Below are 18574 nucleotides of genomic sequence, written 5' to 3' on the forward strand. Positions count from 1 at the left end.
ACTAATAGTGCTCTCCAACAACACCGGCCAACCGGGCGGATTGGCGAACCACCGTCACCGACTTCGCGAAATTCCGCATTTTCTCCACGTCCTGATTCAGACGAAAAGCTTTGGTGCCACTCCAGGCTCACATGCCTTGAAATCAACGCGAACGAAAACTCCCCTCCACAAACGCCCGTGTCTGCGTCAGATCCGTGCGCGCATACGCGGCCGTCGTCTGCACCGACGCATGACCGAGCAGCGTCTGCGCAACCGGCAGCGGCACCGCATGATCGACCACCAGGGCCCGCGCATACCCATGCCGTAACCAGTGCGTCGACGCGGCGCGTAGCAGCGTCAGCGTCGCCAGGTCGCCCGGCGGCACCCTTGCTTCAGCGGCCAGCAGGACGGCCTTGACCTCGTCGTAGAGGCCGCTGTGACCGAGCGCGTCACGCTTCTCGCTGTGGATCAGGGCAACCCGTTCAAATGGCGACGGGCATGCCGGCAGGGCTCGCGCGAGACGGTAGGCACGCAGCGCCGGCACGCAGACCGACGGCAGTGGAATCGACCGGCGCTTGCTGCCTTTCCCCAGCACGTGCAGGGTCCATTGATCCTGTGGGTCCACCTCGAGCCGGGGCAGGCCGTCCGTTTCCGACCACACCAGTTCGGCCAGCCGCACGCCGGCGAAGCGATACAACGACCAGATCGCGCGGCGACGCGCCCAGACCAGCGCCGGCATCGTGTCCGGTGCGACGCCGCTGACGACCGCGTCGCACAGCGCCAGTACGCTGGCCGGCATGATCCGGGACGGGGTCCAGCTGTCACGGCCGGCCGCCCCGCCGGACAGTTCGGCGGCGGGATTGGCAATCACATAACCGGTGCGCAGCCAGTAGCGGAACAGGCTCGACACGACAGCGAGCGCCCGCGCACGGGTCGTGGCCTGCAGACCGGCTGGCCGGTTCCGCGTCGTGTCTGTGGTTCGCGTGGTGCGCCGGGTCCGTTCGAGCGCCGTCCGGTAAGTGAGCAGGTTCTCGCGGGTCAAGTCGGATAGGGATCCTAATTGATGACGGTCGCACCACAGGATCAGGCGTCGCAGTTCTGCGAGGTACGCACGCAGCGTATGCGGTGAGCGGCTCGCCCGGTCGCGCAGGAACAGGGCGACGGCCTGCGCGTCGTCCGTTACGCCCAGCGTATTGGTGACCGGCGACGGATTGGCGAAGCGGCCCGCGCGCGCCAGCCACGCGCAGCCGGTGGGATCGGGCGCGAGCGCCGCCAGCCAGAGCGCAGGACTCGACGAAGGACCTGGCGTGGCCGACGCGGCGATGGCGGTGAGGCCCGCGTCTGCGGCGCCCGCAGCGAACAGGGTGGCCGTGGCTGGGCCGTCTGGCGCGAACCGGAAGCGCCGGTGCTGCTTCAGCAGACGCAGCAGCACGGCGTCGGGCGCCGGTGCAACCTCGGCGGCTGCGACCCTGAGCCGCCCGCGCTCCCAGTACTCGAGGGCCGTGTCGTGATCGAGCAGCAGGGCGAACACGAAGGGATGTTCGCGTTTCGCGTCAGCCAGTGACGGACACCCGCGTTTGAGTAACGGGAGCGTCCAGCGCGTATAGACCGGGTGGCCAAGGGCGTCGGCGACATAGGCGAGCGCCGCGTCAACGGTCTCAGGCAGACGCTGCGGGGGCGCGCGGGCCGTATCGATCCAGCCGGCGAAACCGGGTGGGGGGTTCATTGCGGGCGCCGCCGCCTGCTGGTCGCCGGCGGCGGCGACGCGATGCCCGGCTTCCGGTGATGCGAGGGTCTGGCAGTGCGAGCGCGGCCGTCGATGGCGGCCAGCAGCGCACGCTGCTCGGCGACAAGCGTGGTGAGCGCCGCGCCTTCCGCAGCCGCGCGCAGACGCGCGTCGCGTTCCGCCGCGAGGTCGCCCAGCAGGCGATCGCGGAGCGCTTCGAGCGCCGCCGCCCGCTCCTGCGCGTCGGCAATCTGTCCCGTCAGCTGTTCGCGCTCGATCTGCAGCGCGTGGCGCTGGTGCCCGGTTTCCTGCAGAAGCTGTCTGGACAGCCCTTCATAGCGGGTGTGGACTGCGGCGAATTCCCTTGCATGTGCCTCCTTCATATTAGTGAGAGCGAGCTGGGCCGCCTCCAGTTGTCCTTGCCGCTCGGCGGCGGCCGTCCGGTACCCGTCGGTCCGCTCGGTCAGGCTGCGGCAGTCGGCCCGCAACGTAGCCAGTTCGGTGTCGCGCATGTCGAGTTGCGAGCGCAGCTCCGCAAGTTCCACCCGCAGCATTTCTGTACGGAGGTCGGCTTCATGACTGGCGGCCGCGGCCGCCTCAGCCTGTTGGGCAGCGTCGGCACGCAGGCGCATGACGTCGTCCAGCTGGACCGCGACAGCTGCGTGCCATAACGCGCGCATATGGGTCGCGATTTCATCGGGCAACTCCGGGATCGCCACATCGGCGAGACCCGCGCGGACCACTTCGGCCTCGATGTCGTTGAGTGCGCGCGACAGGGTGGTGGGGTCGCCGGCGCCCAGGCGAGCGCGCAGTTTGCGCACCGACACGACCTTGCGGAAGCGCGCGCCGGAGGGCGGGTCGGGGTCGCCCGCCTCGGCGAGCATCGCGAGGACGGTGGCGCGGATTTCATCGCGGGTAATGGCAGCGGGACGCGGCATGGCGGTCTCCGGCGCCGGGCCAAGGTGCTGCAGGGCGGGCGGAGGCGACGAGGACAGGTTATTCCAGTCTAGATGACGCACAGTCCTTACGCCAGAAAACCGCTTTTCTGCCGGAGCCGGAAGGCATGGCGGTGATAACTTGAGTTATCACCGGAGAGCATGCGCGGAGACGCAAGGCGCAGTGTTAGGCACTGTGAAGCGTCGGGGCGATGTTCTGAAGGAAAGCCATGATGCGGTGCGCAAACCCACGCTCGACGATTTCTAGACGCATTGGAAGCTGGGTAGTGAGGGATTCGGTATGCAGACGCAACCACAATGAATTTCGCGTGATTAAAAAAGGGCGCCGCGCGACACGGAAGGGCGCTGCTCATGCGTTCCGCTGGCTGGAATACGTCACCCAATACGCACGCTTATTTTGGAAGCTTCCCGCTTGCCCTTGCGCGCGGGCGGCTGGGCTCAAGTGCAGATTTCTTTTTCGTGTGGGCGTTCGCGATATGTTGCTCGACAGCAGCAACCAGTTCGCTGGCCGCACAATCAAGTGCCCTGGCCAGAGTAAGCAGCATTGCAAGTGTTGGTTGAGCGCGGCCCAATTCCAGCTTGCTCACATATACCCGTTGGATATCAGCCTCAAATGCCAACTGTTCCTGAGTAAGGTTTGCCTCAAGCCGGCGTGCACGCAGTACAGTTCCGAAGGCTTCCGCTGCTTCCAAATTTGCTCCCGTGAAATGGGAGCACTGTCCTTTTACCGTTATAATTTGTCTTCATACTGGAGTATGAATTATCGTGTCATCACCACTCCTTTTAGCGCGGCGATAGCGGCCTCGGCGGCGTCTCAGCGCAGAAGGTGAAAGCGGCATTCTGCGAACCCACAGCCGCCGGGCTGTTTTCAAAAGCGGCGGTGGATGGCCTGTAGAGATAGGAATCTAGACTTATGTTTTTGACTTCTGACGAGAACCGTCTGCCGGCATGGCCCGGAGTGACGTTGTCGGCCGTTGCCGAGATGGCGGGTTGTGGGGATGTGCTCATCCTGCAATTTGCCGCCAGCAAACGCGACCTGCCCCGGGTTGCCATGGTGGAATTCGCGTCGGGTGCTGCGAAGACGCTGCTGCAACTGACGGCAGACGGCCAGACCGTGCGGGGCGCGGCAGTGCTGAGCGCGAAGCCGGACAGGGACTCGGCACAATGGAGTCTGGAGCCGCTGAGCGAAATTCACATCGGCGCAACCGCCGCCTATGACGAGAACCATCCGCTGGTGTCGTTTGCGCGATTCACAACAGCAGGGGGGCAGGAGTTCTCGATGCCGATCGGTATCGCGGAGAAACACTCTCCCGGAAAGCGCATCTACCCGTCCACGCCGGCGCGTTCGTCAAAGGCTGGTCGCCGGAAATCCACGGTTGATGGCGCTGGGATGGACTGACGGCATGCGGATCCAGATCGCCTCGGATCTGCACCTGGAAATCGTGCACCAGAGTTTTCCGGGTCACAACCCCGTCAGGCTGACGAATGCGGACGTGCTGGTGCTCGCGGGGGACATCGCGAAAGGGGCCGATGCGGTTGAGCCGTTTGCGCGCTGGCCGGTGCCCGTCATCTACGTGCATGGCAACCATGAAGCGTATGGCACGGAGTACGACACGCTGGCCAACTCCATCCGTATGCGCGCGGCCGGTACTGCGATTCATTACCTTGAGCGCGACACGTTTGTCATGGGTGATGTGCGGTTTCTCGGTTGTTGCCTCTGGACAGACTATGCGCTCAGTGGCGTGCGCGACCGGAGTATGGCGCTGGCCGGGCGGATGCTGCATGACCATCGTGTGATCCGCGTCGGCGACGGCACACGTTTTCGGCCGGAGCACGCGCTGGCCGAGCACGAAAAGACAGTGAAGTGGCTGCGGACCGAGCTGGCAAAGCCCTTCGACGGGCGCACGGTCGTCGTGACCCATCACGGCGTTGCTCCGCCGTCGGTGCATCCGCGCTATGCGAACGACCCGGTCAACGCTGCCTTCGTGAGTGACCTGCGACCTGTGCTCGAGCTGGCCGACGTGTGGATTCACGGTCACGTGCATGACTCGTTCGATTATCGCGTTGGCCAGTCGCGGGTGATTGCCAACCCGCGCGGCTATGCGACGAACCGTCTGATGGCGGGTGCACCAGCCGACCTGAAATGGGAAAACCCGGCGTTTGATCCGGCGCTGATGATCGGGTTGTGAGCAGATGTGCCGTGGCGCGCTGAGGCGGCGCAAACGTCTGGCGATGCGCATGGGCGCTGCCGCGAGGAGATCGCCTGCAAAAAAATGGTTGACCCCCAGGACTACGGACTCGAGGGAGCATCTCGACATGGAGCGCGCTTGACCAGGGCGAACCGGCGAAAAAGACGGCGACAGTCATTGCTCGCCTGACGGGAGCAGCGCCCAGTTACGGGCGCGCCTGAAGACCTTCGCGCTCGCCACGCGTAAAACAGGAACAGCGATGACGACAGCCCGCCACAGTCTTCAGGTTCAGCGAGAAGACACGATCGTGAAAATACTGGCCGAGGGCGAGTGGATCGGCGCAGACACCGTTCCCGCAGACGTAGCCGGATGGCAGCAACGCGGCTGGATCTTTGGCGTGGAAGCTGAAGGTCAGCGGTACTTTGCCCGATACCAGTTCGATGATCGTGATCAGCCGCTGCCGGTCATCAGGGAAATTCTGGCAGAGCTCGGACCCGCCACGGACCCGTGGACAATTGCCGCCTGGTTTCACTTTCCCAACGGCTGGATTGTGGAGGAGGGTTGTACCGCCCCGATCGCGCCCAAGGATGCGCTTGATCACCACGTTACGGTCGTTGATGCCGCACGCCGGTTCCGCGGAACATTTGAAGCATAACCATGGACGAATTTCCCGACCCGACAGGACCTTTCCGACCGGAAACTGTCCGGTTCGGGCATTCCCGATCAAGGGTGCGCTTACGCGCAAGACTGGTTCGACTTTCTCAACGGGCATCGCTGATGCCAGGATGCAGGTGTCAGCTCGATCTGATGGGCACATGTCCGAACGCGCGACCGCCGCGTGGCAGAAAAAGGCTTATGTCATTGACGACGCGGATTGCGTCCAGTATCTGAAGCGACTGCCCGTGACGCGTGGCACGTCGGCTAAACGCTCGCAAAAAGGAACAGCGATTTATGAGCAGCAAGGACCACATCCGGTATCAGGCGAAAGAGGGCGGTCAGCCCGGCTGGGATCTTTACGCCGAGATTTTTGAGCCAGAGGACGTCGTGTATCTGGAACTTGACGGTGTAGCCGCTGAAGTCACGATGCTCGGGAACCTGGAGCGCGGGCCGGGCACGGTACTGTTGCGCCTGCCGGTCGCCACCGCGAAGCAGCTCGGTCTCGTGCCTCCTGGCTGGAAAAAGTCGGGCTGGGAAAGGGAGTAGGTCATGCGCGAATACCGTGACAGGATGGTGCAGGAGATCGCCGCCTGCACATGCGACCGCTGCAGCCAGCGCATGTCGCCCGATGATGACCAGGGGGAGTGGTATGAAAAAGTGTCGCTCGACTGGCGCGGCGGATTTGGCTCGGTTTTTGGCGACGGTGCCCATCTGAGCATTGACCTTTGTCAGCAGTGTCTCCGCGATACGCTCGGGTCATGGCTGCGGGTCGATCCGCCGTCCGCAACGGACAACGTGATTGAAGCCTTGAAGGGCGTCGTTTCCCGACCCGACGTGCGGGTAACAGTGGACCAGATGAATCCACTGCTGTTCGGCGAGCAGGACGAGTCCCGTGGCACGTTACTCCTTGCGACACGTCTCGCGAAAATAGTCGCGCAGGCGATAGCCGTCTTCCGGGAGCAGGATAAGGCGATCCGGTGGCTGGTCATGCCGCACAAGCAGTTTGCCGGCCGAACTGCGCTCGAAATGGCGAAGACCGAGGATGACGCACGGCTGGTTGAGGAAGCGCTGGTGCGGATTGACGAAGGGTACGGATAGCAAAAGGCCGGACTTTGGGGGCGCGACTGCAGAACTTGTTGCCCGATTGCGCATCCGCACATCGCCTGAAGCCGACGATCATCCGATGCGATAACTTGTATGTTGTCGCTGGGTATCCCCTTGAGCAAGCCTATTCGCAGGGCAGTTCCGGACACAACCGGAAAAACGGTCTTTAGCCCCGACATCCGGCTGACCGGTGCGCTCGGGTTGCGCTCATTGAGCTATCAAGCCACGAAGCGGCCGGTGGCATCGTGCGAGCCTGCGAATGGCTGAAGGTTCCGTTGCTGAACGCGTACAGTCGGCCAGAAACGGACCTTCAACACGAAGACTCAGATCGTTGACGATCGACAGACAAACGTGCGGGGGCTACGGCGTCAGCGACACAGGCGGGCGCATTGTGGTTGGGTGACGCTGCCCGCGCCACGGGTCAACGAGCGCTTCGGGGGGACACCACGAGGCCAGTGACGCATATCGAAGTGTTGGCGAGCGGGGGGCGCGCGAAAAATTCAAGGACGGCAGGTTCGTTCGCGAAAATCTGCTGATAGGACGCCTCGACCACTCTTAGGTTCAGCAACGCGACCTGCTCGGCAGATAGCCCATTGTCGAGAAATGGACAGACTTCATCAACTTCGCCAAGCCACAGCGCAAGCTGGGGCGACAAGGGGTAAAAGATCGTTACGGTCTGAGTTTCCATCGGTCGCAGGTTTATCACGGGTTGGTCGCCAGTGATGAAAGGTATATTCGAGTGATTGCGCAACAACGCGAGCCTTCTGCGTTTCCGCTCACGATAAAGTGAAGCCCCGACATTCTGTGCAAACATAAAGCTCAACATGCTCCATGCACGTCGTATATCGGCGTCTCCCATTTGCTTGATAGTGGCAGCAACACGTTCCTTGATTCCTTTGGTCCGCATATGTTGCTTAGTCAGAAAATCAAGGAACGCGATGCAGCGTTTGTCATCATAAAAACTGATGTCGCCATCAAGGGCGCATTTCAGTAGAGGAATGAACCGAGCCTCGACATTTGAGTGGAGCTCCTCCAACACGTTCGAGGCATAGCCATCCAGCAACCTTGTTATTGATTTGCTCTCGGCGGCTCCGGGAATCGCCTCGACCTCGCGAAAAGGAGACATTAGCTTGTCCACCAGTGACTGGAAGCTCCGCTGCGCGGACGGATGGGACTTTTCGAACATCAATTGCACCATTTGCTCATCAGCGGCGGTGAGCTTCTGGAATTTGTAAAAGTCCTTTTCAACTGCGACGCGTGTCGTACCCGTAGGAAAGACCCGATCATTTTGCAGACACCAGATGCTGCCGCAGGTGGTCCACGGCCTCAGATATAGCTGCCATACGTGATGGTGGCGGCGCTTGGGTTTTTGCTGTTCGGTCATTCCCGACTTTGGCGTGATTGCAACCGTCGAATATTAAGCCACTCCACTTACATTCGCTCATCAGCGCGGCCCGCGTATCGCGCCGGGCTTGATTCAATCGGCCGTAGGTTCTTGCCCTCGCGGGGCGCCTGCAGCGGACTGCGCGCTCACGATGCCTTGGCGCACGGCGAATCGAACAATGCGCCCGGCCGACTCGTGATCGCCGAAGCCATTCGCTGCGGCAGCGAACGAGACCACGGCCATTTCGATGCTATGGCGCAAGTATTTGGCGAAGGCAGCCGGGGCGGACGGGTGTGGAACGCCGGATACGTGATACCCCGGCGGATTCGCTCCGTAAAGCTCCATCAGTTGCGAGCAGTTCCCATGGACATAGCCGGAGTTGACCGCGTATGTTCTCTTGATCAGGCTGCCCACCGTCTCGCCGTCCGGTAAAACCGGTCCCCCTGCATACATCGCATCGATATATTTTCGCAGCTTCCAGCGCTTGAATTCCGGCCGCTCATTGAGGTCCGGAATCCCCGACGACCGCACGCTTTTGTAGTATTCGGGATAGAACGACGCTAGGTATTCGTGGTGTTCCGGCTGTAGGCCGAGCTCAAGGCCTCGCGCCAAGAACATAATGTCCTCGACAGTTTCCTCTACCATTCTCACCAGTGCGGCATGCTCGATTAGATAGCTGGCCTCAAGCAGCACAATCGCAGCGCGCGAGGTGCTAACGACGCGGGCCATTTTCGGCACGATTACCTGCTTTACTCCCTGTTTCGCATAGCGGGGCGCACGTCTTCCGGGGTAGATATCCGTCATTTGCGGCGGGTCAATCATGCCTGCAAGGCGGTGCAGAGTCTCTTCCATCAGTGCCAGGGCGTCGATCACGATGGTCTTGTCATTGATCATTGTATTTTGGTTGTCCTAGGATTGCCAAAGTGTATCGGTTCCGTGTCTGTCAAATAGGGGTGCCTCCAAGAAACGATCATCTTCGTACACTATCGGCCACGAACGGTCGGTCGACCGCTCATTCGGAATCGGCGACAATCGCGGGAGCGCATAAGAAGCCGTCCAACGCGAATGATCATCGATACCAGAGATAGCTTTACGGAACCAGCCTGGATGCCTGTAGCCATTGCCGAACGTGGCATTGCACGTTTTCCGGTTGGCGAGACGAATCCACGAATAGTCGAATACAACAACCAAACCAATCTCGTTGGCTACGACGACAAAGTTTCCTGGTGTTCCTCATTCATTAACTGGTGCCTGGCGCGCGTCGGGGTTCGCGGTACCGGATCGGCATTGGCACGGTCTTGGCTCGATTGGGGTATCGCCCTTGAGAGCCCGACCTACGGTTGTATTACTGTCTTGACGCGCGACGATCCGACAAGCTGGAAGGGGCATGTCGGGTTTTATCTTCGTCACGACGCTGACTATGTTTATCTCTTTGGCGGAACCTAATTGGACGAGGTTCGCGAGTTAGCCTACCCGGTCGCCTCGGTGCTCGGCCATAGATGGCCGAAGTAAGCCGGCCTCCGTCGGGCTCGGTGCGGCCACAACCGGCCACTCGACGGGGCGCGGTGGATTGCCGACAATTCGACCGAGAGCGTTACATTTATGCCGGCCAAGTAGGGCCATTTTCAACGCGGAAATGTGTGCAGCGGTGACTCGCGTTACCCGCCCGCCGGACAGTTTTGCTTCGTAAAATTCAACACACTGTCTTTCGCGATAGCGAATCCCCAAGCCCTGATTGTAAGGTTTCCGACGAGCGTATCTTCACAGAGCATGATGTCTCGCGGCCGGCTCCCGCCATCGAAACTACATACAGCGCCGTAACTCTCGTCCTTGGTGTTCTCATATATTGTTTCGACCATCAACTGACAGTGAGCGAGGCTTCCCTTCATTCCAAGATCTTGAAGCTCTCGCTGCCATTCAGCGCGCGTGCGCTCGACTTGCACGGGATCGTGCACCGGCCTTGCTTCGAGAAATCTCGGCTCCGACTGCGCATCTTGTGCTCTTGACGGAACCGACGACACTACGCCGCAGACAGATGCGCATGCAATGGTGATCGTGAACTTGCATATCGCTTTCTTCAGCATCGATAGGCCTCCGGCCTTTAAGAAGAATTGCTCTTCGTCTTTTGACTGCGTGCGACCCAATCCTATAACGGCCGATCAATCAAGGACTGAAGGTAGGAAACGCCGAACGTCTTCTAACGGGCAGGGTGAGCGTCGCGTGTGGGTCGGAAATGCCTTTTGCATGAACGCGTGCCCGGAGCTACCACGTCGGAAGCGACGTGGAACTGTCCGCGGCCAGTTCCAGTCAGTCCGCAGGACGATCCAAATCGAGCTATGCAATGGCCGATTAACTGGCGCCGTTCCAAACGCCAGCATAGAGATCGTAGACACGTGTATGTCCGAGCGCGGCTCGGATTTTTTCCTCTCCGACAGAGTCGAGCAATAGCGTTGGAATGGAAACCCCAACGTTTTCCGTATCGATAGTGAATACTTCGGCAGCATCGCCGCAGGACGGAGCTAGCATGGACTCTACATCGGCGGCACTGCCACTGAGCACAATGAGCTGGAGACTCATGATCGCTTCACCCTAACCTCAGCAATGTCCTGAAGGGCGTCGGCTAGGCGCGCTTCAAGATCGTCTCCAACCTTTTGCCCGCGGACGTCGTAGTACGCAACAAACCTCGCTGTGCGCGATTGGACGTGTTGGTGTCCGTAGTGGACACGAGCGCGAACGAAAGCGAGACTCAACCTTAACGCTTCCTCGGTTTCGATGAAGTGATTGACGACCAAAACGTGTTCAGTTCGATCAGGTGCGGAAAATTCTGGGGTGAACATGCTGTGAGTGCCCGTATTGTCTCGGTCCACCGAACGACCGCTTCCAAGAATTTTAATTGACCGCTTCGGGTCGGGTTATCCCTTTTGCATCAAACGCACGGCCGAGACGATCATTGCGCTCGGCCGTGGGGCGCTGGTCGGCCAGGATCGGTCGGTGGACCAAGCCGCTCAGATTGGCGACAATCTGGCTATCGGTGCCTTCGGAAGATGAACGCTCCCACCAACGACAGCGCCGAGCTGGTACTAGGCAACGCATCTACCAAATATAAGAAGGGGTGACACCGACCATGAGAAACATGTCCGTGATGCGCGTAGTAGTCGTTTGTCTTGCGCTGGTGCTCTCTATCGTTAGGCTGGCGCTCAGGGAACATTGGCACATTAATATTTTCGAGATCGTATTTGCCTTTGCGGCGCTCGTGGCGATCGTACTTGCGATGCGCAGAAAGCAGCAGGCGAGCCAGTCCACTGAAATAGCCCCGCCGGGTCGGGTACAAGCAAAGAAGCCAACCATGCTTGCCATGGTCTATATGCTGGGCATCTCGATCTGGGTCGCATACATGGGAGGCCAGCTTTTTCACACGGTCATTCATTCCCGGCAGCTTGCGCAGGACGAACAGCATTGGCTAATGACGAATGCGACGATTATAAGCAACTCGCTGCGATCAATGCAGCGCAAGAATGGAGGTCAGTCCTGGTCACCCGTGTGGGCGTACACCTATTCAGTTGACGGTCAGACCTATCAGAGCCAGAGCATGGCCCTTGCGGGTGGATTCAGCGCTCACTGGTATCCGAGCAGGGATGAGGCCAGACTCAATGCTCAATCGCGCTCCGACGGTAGCGTTGTGGCGGTCTACTATGATTCTGCGGATCCCTCCCATTCGGTGCTTGACCGGCGAACGATCGGCAACGGCAACACTGATGGTGTGGTATTGACGTTATCCGTGGTGCTCATGATGTTTCCAGTCGGTGCACTTGCCCTGATTTACGTGTCCTGGAAGAAGCGGAAACAGATCGACCAGCAACTAATTGAACGCGTCGAGCCTTTGTAGCGGAATTTGATTCACATCAAGCCGTCCACTACCGAGATTCCTCGGAGAGGAGGGCAGCGCGCAATAGACAACGTCGCCCATGGAAGGCGAGCGACCGTGTATTGGTCGATGGAAACGGTCAGCCGGCAAGGCCCGTGTTTGTCGCGATCGTCGCCGCGAACGTCCGCTTCAAGGGAAGTTGAGTGTCCCTTCAGGGTCGGCACATGCCTTTTGCATTGCACGCGCGGCCAGGATGAGCGTCGCGCTCGGTCGTCGGGCGCGGATCGGCCATGAGCGGTCACTTGCCTGCTGGGTCGTGAAGACTTTCCAACGTCGGCAACGTCACCATGAGCGGCCTTTGCGGTTCTGCGCGCCAGGCGTCTACCACGGCGCGGGGTCTTAATGTCAGCCTGAGGGGGCACGTCCGGTCGGGCGCGCTCGCGACCAATGCGAGCTTCGGCGCTTGAACGTTCTGGGCGCAATTCCGAACGATGCTTTAGCGAAAGGCGTGCATGGAGTCTTCCGTGCGAACGGGCTTGCATCGCTATAGCCAAAGCAGGTCGCATGCTTGGTATGATCCGCTGCGCTTGATGCCGGCCGCTTAACAGACGGTTTCATAAAGACTATTGAGCCCGCTGAACGGTGTTCGCGCAGATCAAGCACCAGCGTTGGATGCGGACCTTGCCCTCGCTGCTCGATCAAGGCGGGGGAGTTCGTAGTAAAAGTTTCTCTCCTGATCCTTTGTATTAGTGGCGTTGATGGAAGCGCAAGACGGCCAATTTAGCCACCTGCGCTCCGTGCTTCGCTATTTCTGGCCGAAGTAGTACGCGTAGGCGCGATCGACGACGCCATCACGCTTGACCGTGTCGAACGCCTTCGCCCAGGCGTCGCGATCGATTTCCGGCGAATCCTTCGACGCGGCGATGTACAGCGCGCGCCTTGCGAGCGTCTTTCCGACGACGAGATTCCCCGGATGCTTCGCCGCACGCCACGCGAATTTCAGTTCGATGTCAGCGCTGTATGCGGCATCCACCTCGCGGGCGGCGACGGCCTCGGTGACGGCGGCCGCGTTGCTGTAGAGCTTGAGATTCGAGAAGCCGCGCTTCTTCAGTTCGGCGTGGCCCGTCGACCCGCCCACGACGCCGATCGCCCGCAACGCGTTGCCCGCATCATAGGAATCGATGGCGGCGGCGCCCGGCTGCGACACGAAGACCTCTTCGATATCCCACACCTTCTGTACCCACATGTAGTTCGGCTCGCGTTCGGCGGTTCGCGAGTACGGGAAGAAGAGGATGTCGTGCCCGGCCCTCGCTTCGGCCTGCGCGTCCTGCCAGCCGACGAATTTCACGGCAATGTCCCGCTTCATCGCGGCGGCCATCTGCCTGACGATGTCGAGGAAGAAGCCGTTGTGGCCGCTGTCGGCATCCGGATGGCGAACGGGGTCGATCGTGTATGGCGCGTTGTCCGCGACCCGGATCTCTTCCGCGTGCGCGGGCAAGGCGTGGCACGCGATCGCGACGGCCGCCGCGCAGGCGCCCGTCGTCGCGTAGATGCGTTTCATCGTCATGGTGTCCCCGCTGATTTCGCCGTGGAGAATTTATAGATCGTCGTCGCCGTGAACCGCTCGCCGGGATCCAGCACGGTCGTCGGCCAGTTGGGTTCGTTCGGCGAATCGTCCGGATGCTCGGCGAGCATCGTGAAGAAGCTGCGGAATCCGTAGATTCTGCCGCCCTTGCCGACGTCGGTGCCGGGCAGTGCGTTGCCCGAGTAGAAGTGAATCGCCGGCTCGGTCGTGTAGATCTCCAGCACCCGGCCGGACGTCGGCTCGTACACGCGCGCGGCGAGCCCTAATTCGCCCGGACGCTTGTTCAGAAACCAGTTGTGGTCGTAGCCGCCTTCGGCAGGCGGGTTCGCGAGCTGCTGGCCTTGTTTCAGCTGATCGTCCTGCGTGTAGATCAGGTCGGCAATGCGCGTCGGCTTCGTGAAGTCGAACGGCGTCCCTTTGACGCTGCGACGCTCGCCGGTCGGGATCAGCTTGACGACCGGCGTGAAGGTATCAGCGTCGATCGTCACCACGTGATTCACGATGCTGTTGCTCGGGTCTCCGCTCAGGTTGAAGCCCGCGTGATTCGAGAAGTTGACGATGGTCTTCCTGTCGGTGACCGAGTCGTACCTGATCTTCAGCGCGTTGTCGTCGGTCAGCGTATAGACGACCTTTAGGCTGCAGTTGCCCGGATATCCTTCTTCGCCGTCCTTGAACACGTAGTTGATCTGCAGCGTGTGATCGTCGAGCTGCTTCGCGTCGAACACACGGAAGCGCGAGCCCTTCTTGCCGCCGTGCAGGTGGTTCGGGCCGTTGTTGATGCTGAGCTGGTACAGCTTGCCGTCCATCGTAAACTGGCCCTTCGCGATTCGGTTCGCATAGCGGCCAATGATCGCGCCGGTGGACGGGTTGTACCTGTTTCCGTCCTCGATCGTGTCGAAGCCCATCACGACGTCGCCCAGATTGCCGTTGCGGTCCGGAACCAGCAGCTCGACGATCTTGCCTCCGTAGTTGCTGATCTTCACGACCATGCCCTGCTTGTTCTTCAGCGTGTAGAGGTCGGTCTGCTTGCCGTCGATCACGCTCTGATAGCCTGCCGGCTTCACGTCGACGTAGGGCGCCGAGGCCGTCGCCAGGGCCGGCAGGCCGGCGAGCAGGATCAGCGCTGCGCACGCACGTAACTTCAACATCGTTCGTCTCCTTTTTTGTCTGTCGATTTGCCCGGCGTGGCGGTCCGGGGGCAGCGCCATTCCGGGCTTCCGGTGAGCGCCTAGTATCAGGAGATCGTCGATAACCGACTAATGAAATTACGCGATATATCGATATCCGTATGTTATCGATCGGCATTGCGCCGAGGTGCGGATCAATCGTCGCAACGGCACTCAGTAACCGCGACCGACGTCGACGACGTTCAGCAGCGGCTCGCCTTTCACGAGCCTTCGCGCGTTCTCCGCGATCTGCTCGGCCATCGTCTTCAGGCTCGCGACCGACCCCATATGCGATCGCGAGGAGTTCCTGCCGCTGCAATGGCGCGCGGCGTCTGACGTGCTCGAGGACGCGTACCGCACGCGGCCGCTGTGGTACGGAGCGCTGTATCGCGAGACGCTGCGCTGCCCCACGCGCCTGGTGACGATCACGCGCACGGGGACGATCGACAGCGCGCCGGACATCGCCGCCGCGCTGTCGGTGCAGGCGACGGTCGTGCATCCGCTGGCCGGCACGACCGACGTGCCGGCTTACGTGCTGCTGGTGTCGACGCCGGACAACTGACCGCCTGGCTGCTCGCCGTCGTCCTCGTGATGGAACAGCGTGAGGAACTGCCGCGCGGGGATGCTGAGCGGCCGGTCGCGCCGAACGAGGCTGCCGTACGACGGCAGCTTCTGCGCAAGCGTGTAGTCGACGATCGCGACGAGCCCGTGCTCCGCGTTGCGCTGCGCGACCGTCAGCGGGATCACGCCGAGCATCTGCGAGCGGTCGACGAGGTTCATCGTCGTCAGCATCGAGCCGGTCTCGATCAGCCCGCGCGGCATCGGCTGGTGATGCATCCGGAACTCGCCCTCGATGACCTCGCGCGCCGGGCTGCCGCCCGGCTGCAGGATCCACGGATACTCGAGCAGCGCGTCGAACCCGACCGGCCCCGCGCCCGCGAGCGGATGGTTGCGGCCGGAGACGACCGCGAGCGCCTCGTCGTCGACCGCGCGGAACACGCAGTCGCTGCCGGCGTCGCGGCCGATCACGACCTCGAGCACGCCTTCCTGCAATTGCGGCATCAGCCGGTCGCTGGTGTCGACCGCGATGTCGATCGCGAGCAGCGGATAGCGCGCCTTCAGCTGCACGAGCGCCTCGGTGAGCCGCCCGGGCGACGCGGCCATGATGCTGCCGATCGCGAGCCGCCCGGCGCTGCCGAGCTGCAGCTCCGCGAGCTCGCGGTTCAGCGCCTCCATGCTGCCCCGGATCCCGCGAAAGTAGCCGAGCACGCGCTCGCCGGCCGGATTCAACACGAGGCCGCGCCCGACGCGATTGAACAGCCGCTGACCGAGCGCGTTCTCGAGTTCGTGCAGCATCTTTGTCGCGGCCGGCTGCGTGAGGCCGAGCCGGTCGGCCGCCGCGTGCAGCGTCGAGCATTCGTCGACCGCGAGCAACAGCGCGATCTGACGCATCCGCAACCGGTTCAGCAGCTGCGGCGTCGAGTCGCGTTTGTCGATCGAGCCCATGTTTGATTACCTCAGGTTATCGATTCATCAAGAGTTTTCAATTTACGGGCACGGTCCGTCTACCTAGCATGAACCCCATATCAGGAACAGCCGGATTCCGGCGAAAAGGAGACGCATTATGCAGACGAAGTCAACGGTCGCGCACCGCGTGGCGCACGCGGGAGAACTGGCATGACGGCCCCGTCGACCTTGCCCGTCATCGCGCTGACGCTCGGCGATCCCGCCGGCATCGGTGCCGAGCTGATCGCGAAGCTGCTCGCGCGCCCCGATGCGACGTCCCGCGCGAACCTGGTGCTGGTCGGCGACCGCTGGCTGTGGGAAGCCGGCCAGCGCGTGGCCGGCGTGCAAGTCGACGTCGAGCCGATCGCGTCGCTCGCCGCCGCGCGCAACCGGCCGTCGATCGCGTGTCCCGCGCTTGTCGAAGTCGACACGATCGACCCGTCACAAGTGAAGGTCGGCGAGGTCTGCGCGGCCGGCGGCCGCTCGGTGCTGACCGTGCTGAACCTGTGCATGGACGCCACGCTCGCCGGCGAGGTCGACGCGATCTGCTTCGCGCCGCTGAACAAGCACGCGATGAAGCTCGGCGGCCTGAAGCACGAGGACGAGCTCCACCACTTCGCCGAATACCTCGGCGTGACCGGCTACTTCTGCGAATTCAACACGCTCGGCGAGCTGTGGACGTCGCGCATCTCGTCGCACGTGCCGCTGAAGGACGCGCCGGGCTACCTGAGCATCGAGCGGATCGAGCAGGCGTCGGAGCTGATCTACCGGTCGCTGCTCGCAAACGGCATCGCGGCGCCGAAGGTCGCGATCACCGCGTTCAATCCGCACGGCGGCGACGGCGGCAGCTGCGGCCGCGAAGAGATCGACATCATCGAGCCCGCGGTGACGAAGCTGCAGGCGCGCGACTGGCCGACCGATGCGCCGTTCCACGGCCCGTTCCCGGCCGACACGATCTTCCTGAAGGCGCAGGCCGGCGATTACCAGGCGATCGTCACGATGTACCACGACCAGGGGCAGATCGCGATCAAGCTGCTCGGGTTCTCGCGCGGCGTGACCGTGCAGGGCGGGCTGCCGGTGCCGATCACGACGCCCGCGCACGGCACCGCGTATGACATTGCAGGCCGCGGCACCGCCGACGTCGGCGCGACTTGGCAGGCCTTGCAGATCGCCTGCCGGATGGGCGCCGCGCGCCGGCAGCAGACGATTTCCGCGTAACGGCCGCCCGGCTGCCCACGCGCTTCACGACGCATCGAAACACATCGAATCTCAGGAGACACTGTAATGAAGATCAAGTCCGTACGCGCCCGCGTCTTCCAATGGAAGGGCAAGACCGTGCCGCCGCAGGGCAATTTCTGCGCGAACGCGATGGACCTGCTGTACGCGCCGCAGGAAACGATGAGCACGTTCCGTTTCCATTCGTGGACGGTCGTCGAAGTCGAGACCGACGACGGGATCGTTGGCTACGGCAACGTCGCGCTCGCACCGCAGGTCGCGAAGGTGATCATCGACCAGTACCTCGCGCCGCTCGTGATCGGCCAGGACCCGTGGGACTACGAATACCTGAACCAGCGGATGTACCGCGCGACGCACGCATGGGGCCGCAAGGGGATCGGGATGGCCGCGATCTCGGGTGTCGACATCGCGATCTGGGACATCCTCGGCAAGAGCGTCGGCAAGCCGGTCTTCAAGCTGCTCGGCGGCCGCACGAAGGAGAAGATTCCGTGCTACTACTCGAAGCTCTATCGCACCGACCTGAAGGAAATGCAGGCTGAGGCGCAGAAATTCCTCGACCAGGGCTTCCGGGCGTTCAAGATGCGCTTCGGCTACGGGCCCGCGCACGGGCAGCAGGGCGTCGTCGAGAACCTGAAGTCGGTCGCCGCGGTCCGTGAAGTGATCGGCTACGACAACGACCTGATGCTCGAGTGCTACATGGGCTGGAACCTCGAGTACGCGAAACGGATTCTGCCGAAGCTCGAGAAGTATCAGCCGCGCTGGCTGGAAGAGCCGGTGATCGCCGACGACATCGACGGCTACGCGGAGCTGAACCAGCTGACGAGCATCCCGATCTCGGGCGGCGAGCACGAGTTCACGCTGTACGGCTTCAAGCAGCTGCTCGACCGCAAGGCGGTGTCGGTGGTCCAGTACGACACGAACCGCGTCGGCGGCATCACGATGGCGCACAAGATCAACGCGCTGTGCGAAGCGTACAGCGTGCCGGTGATCCCGCATGCGGGCCAGATGCACAACTATCACCTGACGATGAGCACGCTCGCGTCGCCGATGAGCGAGTACTTCCCGATGTTCGACGTCGAGGTCGGCAACGAGCTGTTCTATTACATCTTCGACGGCGAGCCGGTCGCCGAGAACGGCTACCTGCAGCTGCGCGACGACGTGCCGGGTCTCGGCCTCACGCTGAAGACCGAGTTCCTCGACCAGTTCGAGATCGTGGAGTGA

19 protein-coding genes and 1 pseudogene are annotated in these 18574 nt (G+C 61.9%); 10 read left to right on the forward strand and 10 right to left on the reverse strand.

The genetic code is table 11. The annotated features are described in order from the left end of the window. Positions 1 to 142: 142 nt before the first annotated feature. The 3 genes from OKW45_RS13325 to OKW45_RS13335 form a co-directional block, all read right to left on the reverse strand. Positions 143 to 1705 carry a tyrosine-type recombinase/integrase gene (locus OKW45_RS13325; protein WP_429468733.1) on the reverse strand — a complete coding sequence of 521 codons (1563 nt, stop codon included), beginning with the start codon at positions 1703 to 1705 and terminating at the stop codon, positions 143 to 145. Further along, entirely contained in the window at positions 1702 to 2643 is a 942-nt protein-coding gene (locus OKW45_RS13330; protein ID WP_429468736.1) for a DNA-binding protein, read from the reverse strand. The genes OKW45_RS13325 and OKW45_RS13330 overlap by 4 nt, the downstream gene beginning before the upstream one ends. A gap of 410 nt (positions 2644 to 3053) precedes the next feature. Further along, positions 3054 to 3353, reverse strand: coding sequence for a helix-turn-helix domain-containing protein (locus tag OKW45_RS13335; RefSeq protein WP_429468739.1), 300 nt, complete (start codon positions 3351 to 3353; stop codon positions 3054 to 3056). A 221-nt stretch (positions 3354 to 3574) separates the two neighbouring features. On the opposite strand from OKW45_RS13335, the gene OKW45_RS13340 reads away from it, so the two are divergent. The 5 genes from OKW45_RS13340 (at position 3575) to OKW45_RS13360 (ending at position 6605) form a co-directional block, all read left to right on the forward strand. Further along, entirely contained in the window at positions 3575 to 4060 is a 486-nt protein-coding gene (locus OKW45_RS13340; RefSeq protein ID WP_429468742.1) for a hypothetical protein, read from the forward strand. 4 nt (positions 4061 to 4064) lie between these two features. Further along, the gene (locus tag OKW45_RS13345; RefSeq protein WP_429468745.1) at positions 4065 to 4850 is read left to right on the forward strand and encodes a metallophosphoesterase; all 786 of its coding nucleotides are present in this window, start codon (positions 4065 to 4067) and stop codon (positions 4848 to 4850) included. 259 nt (positions 4851 to 5109) lie between these two features. Then, positions 5110 to 5505, forward strand: a complete 396-nt coding sequence (locus OKW45_RS13350; protein ID WP_429468747.1) for a hypothetical protein — start codon at positions 5110 to 5112, stop codon at positions 5503 to 5505. Positions 5506 to 5801: 296 nt separating this feature from the next. Continuing rightward, positions 5802 to 6053, forward strand: coding sequence for a hypothetical protein (locus tag OKW45_RS13355; RefSeq protein ID WP_134143164.1), 252 nt, complete (start codon positions 5802 to 5804; stop codon positions 6051 to 6053). 3 nt (positions 6054 to 6056) lie between these two features. Further along, positions 6057 to 6605, forward strand: a complete 549-nt coding sequence (locus OKW45_RS13360) for an MbcA/ParS/Xre antitoxin family protein (RefSeq protein ID WP_121319894.1) — start codon at positions 6057 to 6059, stop codon at positions 6603 to 6605. Positions 6606 to 7032: 427 nt separating this feature from the next. Here OKW45_RS13360 and OKW45_RS13365 read toward each other — a convergent pair whose 3' ends face one another. Further along, the gene (locus OKW45_RS13365) at positions 7033 to 7995 is read right to left on the reverse strand and encodes a DUF4238 domain-containing protein (protein WP_429468751.1); all 963 of its coding nucleotides are present in this window, start codon (positions 7993 to 7995) and stop codon (positions 7033 to 7035) included. Positions 7996 to 8088: 93 nt separating this feature from the next. Next, entirely contained in the window at positions 8089 to 8889 is an 801-nt protein-coding gene (locus OKW45_RS13370) for a hypothetical protein (RefSeq protein WP_429468754.1), read from the reverse strand. Positions 8890 to 9102: 213 nt separating this feature from the next. On the opposite strand from OKW45_RS13370, the pseudogene OKW45_RS13375 reads away from it, so the two are divergent. Beyond that, positions 9103 to 9507 (forward strand): annotated as a pseudogene (locus OKW45_RS13375) (TIGR02594 family protein). Between the two features lie 146 nt (positions 9508 to 9653). Here OKW45_RS13375 and OKW45_RS13380 read toward each other — a convergent pair. Both OKW45_RS13380 and OKW45_RS13385 read right to left on the reverse strand, forming a co-directional pair. Then, the gene (locus OKW45_RS13380) at positions 9654 to 10079 is read right to left on the reverse strand and encodes a hypothetical protein (protein ID WP_429468756.1); all 426 of its coding nucleotides are present in this window, start codon (positions 10077 to 10079) and stop codon (positions 9654 to 9656) included. A gap of 265 nt (positions 10080 to 10344) precedes the next feature. Continuing rightward, positions 10345 to 10572, reverse strand: coding sequence for a hypothetical protein (locus OKW45_RS13385; RefSeq protein ID WP_429468758.1), 228 nt, complete (start codon positions 10570 to 10572; stop codon positions 10345 to 10347). 547 nt (positions 10573 to 11119) lie between these two features. On the opposite strand from OKW45_RS13385, the gene OKW45_RS13390 reads away from it, so the two are divergent. Beyond that, on the forward strand, positions 11120 to 11881 hold the full coding sequence (locus tag OKW45_RS13390; RefSeq protein ID WP_429468761.1) for a DUF3592 domain-containing protein: 762 nt from the start codon (positions 11120 to 11122) through the stop codon (positions 11879 to 11881). A 784-nt stretch (positions 11882 to 12665) separates the two neighbouring features. Here the strand turns inward: OKW45_RS13390 and OKW45_RS13395 are convergent. Both OKW45_RS13395 and OKW45_RS13400 read right to left on the reverse strand, forming a co-directional pair. Then, positions 12666 to 13421, reverse strand: a complete 756-nt coding sequence (locus OKW45_RS13395; protein WP_167368822.1) for a substrate-binding periplasmic protein — start codon at positions 13419 to 13421, stop codon at positions 12666 to 12668. 2 nt (positions 13422 to 13423) lie between these two features. Continuing rightward, positions 13424 to 14593: an aldose epimerase family protein gene (locus tag OKW45_RS13400; RefSeq protein ID WP_429468765.1), complete on the reverse strand. Its 1170-nt coding sequence runs from the start codon at positions 14591 to 14593 to the stop codon at positions 13424 to 13426. Positions 14594 to 14948: 355 nt separating this feature from the next. Here OKW45_RS13400 and OKW45_RS13405 point away from each other — a divergent pair, with 355 nt between their 5' ends. Then, a complete protein-coding gene (locus OKW45_RS13405) occupies positions 14949 to 15173 on the forward strand; it encodes a hypothetical protein (protein WP_090812110.1) in 225 nt (74 codons plus the stop codon). Here the strand turns inward: OKW45_RS13405 and OKW45_RS13410 are convergent. Continuing rightward, on the reverse strand, positions 15140 to 16117 hold the full coding sequence (locus OKW45_RS13410) for a LysR family transcriptional regulator (protein WP_090812111.1): 978 nt from the start codon (positions 16115 to 16117) through the stop codon (positions 15140 to 15142). The two genes, OKW45_RS13405 and OKW45_RS13410, sit on opposite strands and share 34 nt — an antisense overlap. A gap of 171 nt (positions 16118 to 16288) precedes the next feature. Between OKW45_RS13410 and OKW45_RS13415 the strand changes: the two genes are divergently transcribed. Then, a complete protein-coding gene (locus OKW45_RS13415) occupies positions 16289 to 17335 on the forward strand; it encodes a 4-hydroxythreonine-4-phosphate dehydrogenase PdxA (RefSeq protein WP_090812112.1) in 1047 nt (348 codons plus the stop codon). A 66-nt stretch (positions 17336 to 17401) separates the two neighbouring features. Beyond that, a complete protein-coding gene (locus OKW45_RS13420; protein WP_090812113.1) occupies positions 17402 to 18574 on the forward strand; it encodes an L-rhamnonate dehydratase in 1173 nt (390 codons plus the stop codon).

The sequence above is a fragment of the Paraburkholderia lebeckiae genome, from assembly GCF_050436225.1.
GTDB lineage: Bacteria > Pseudomonadota > Gammaproteobacteria > Burkholderiales > Burkholderiaceae > Paraburkholderia > Paraburkholderia tuberum.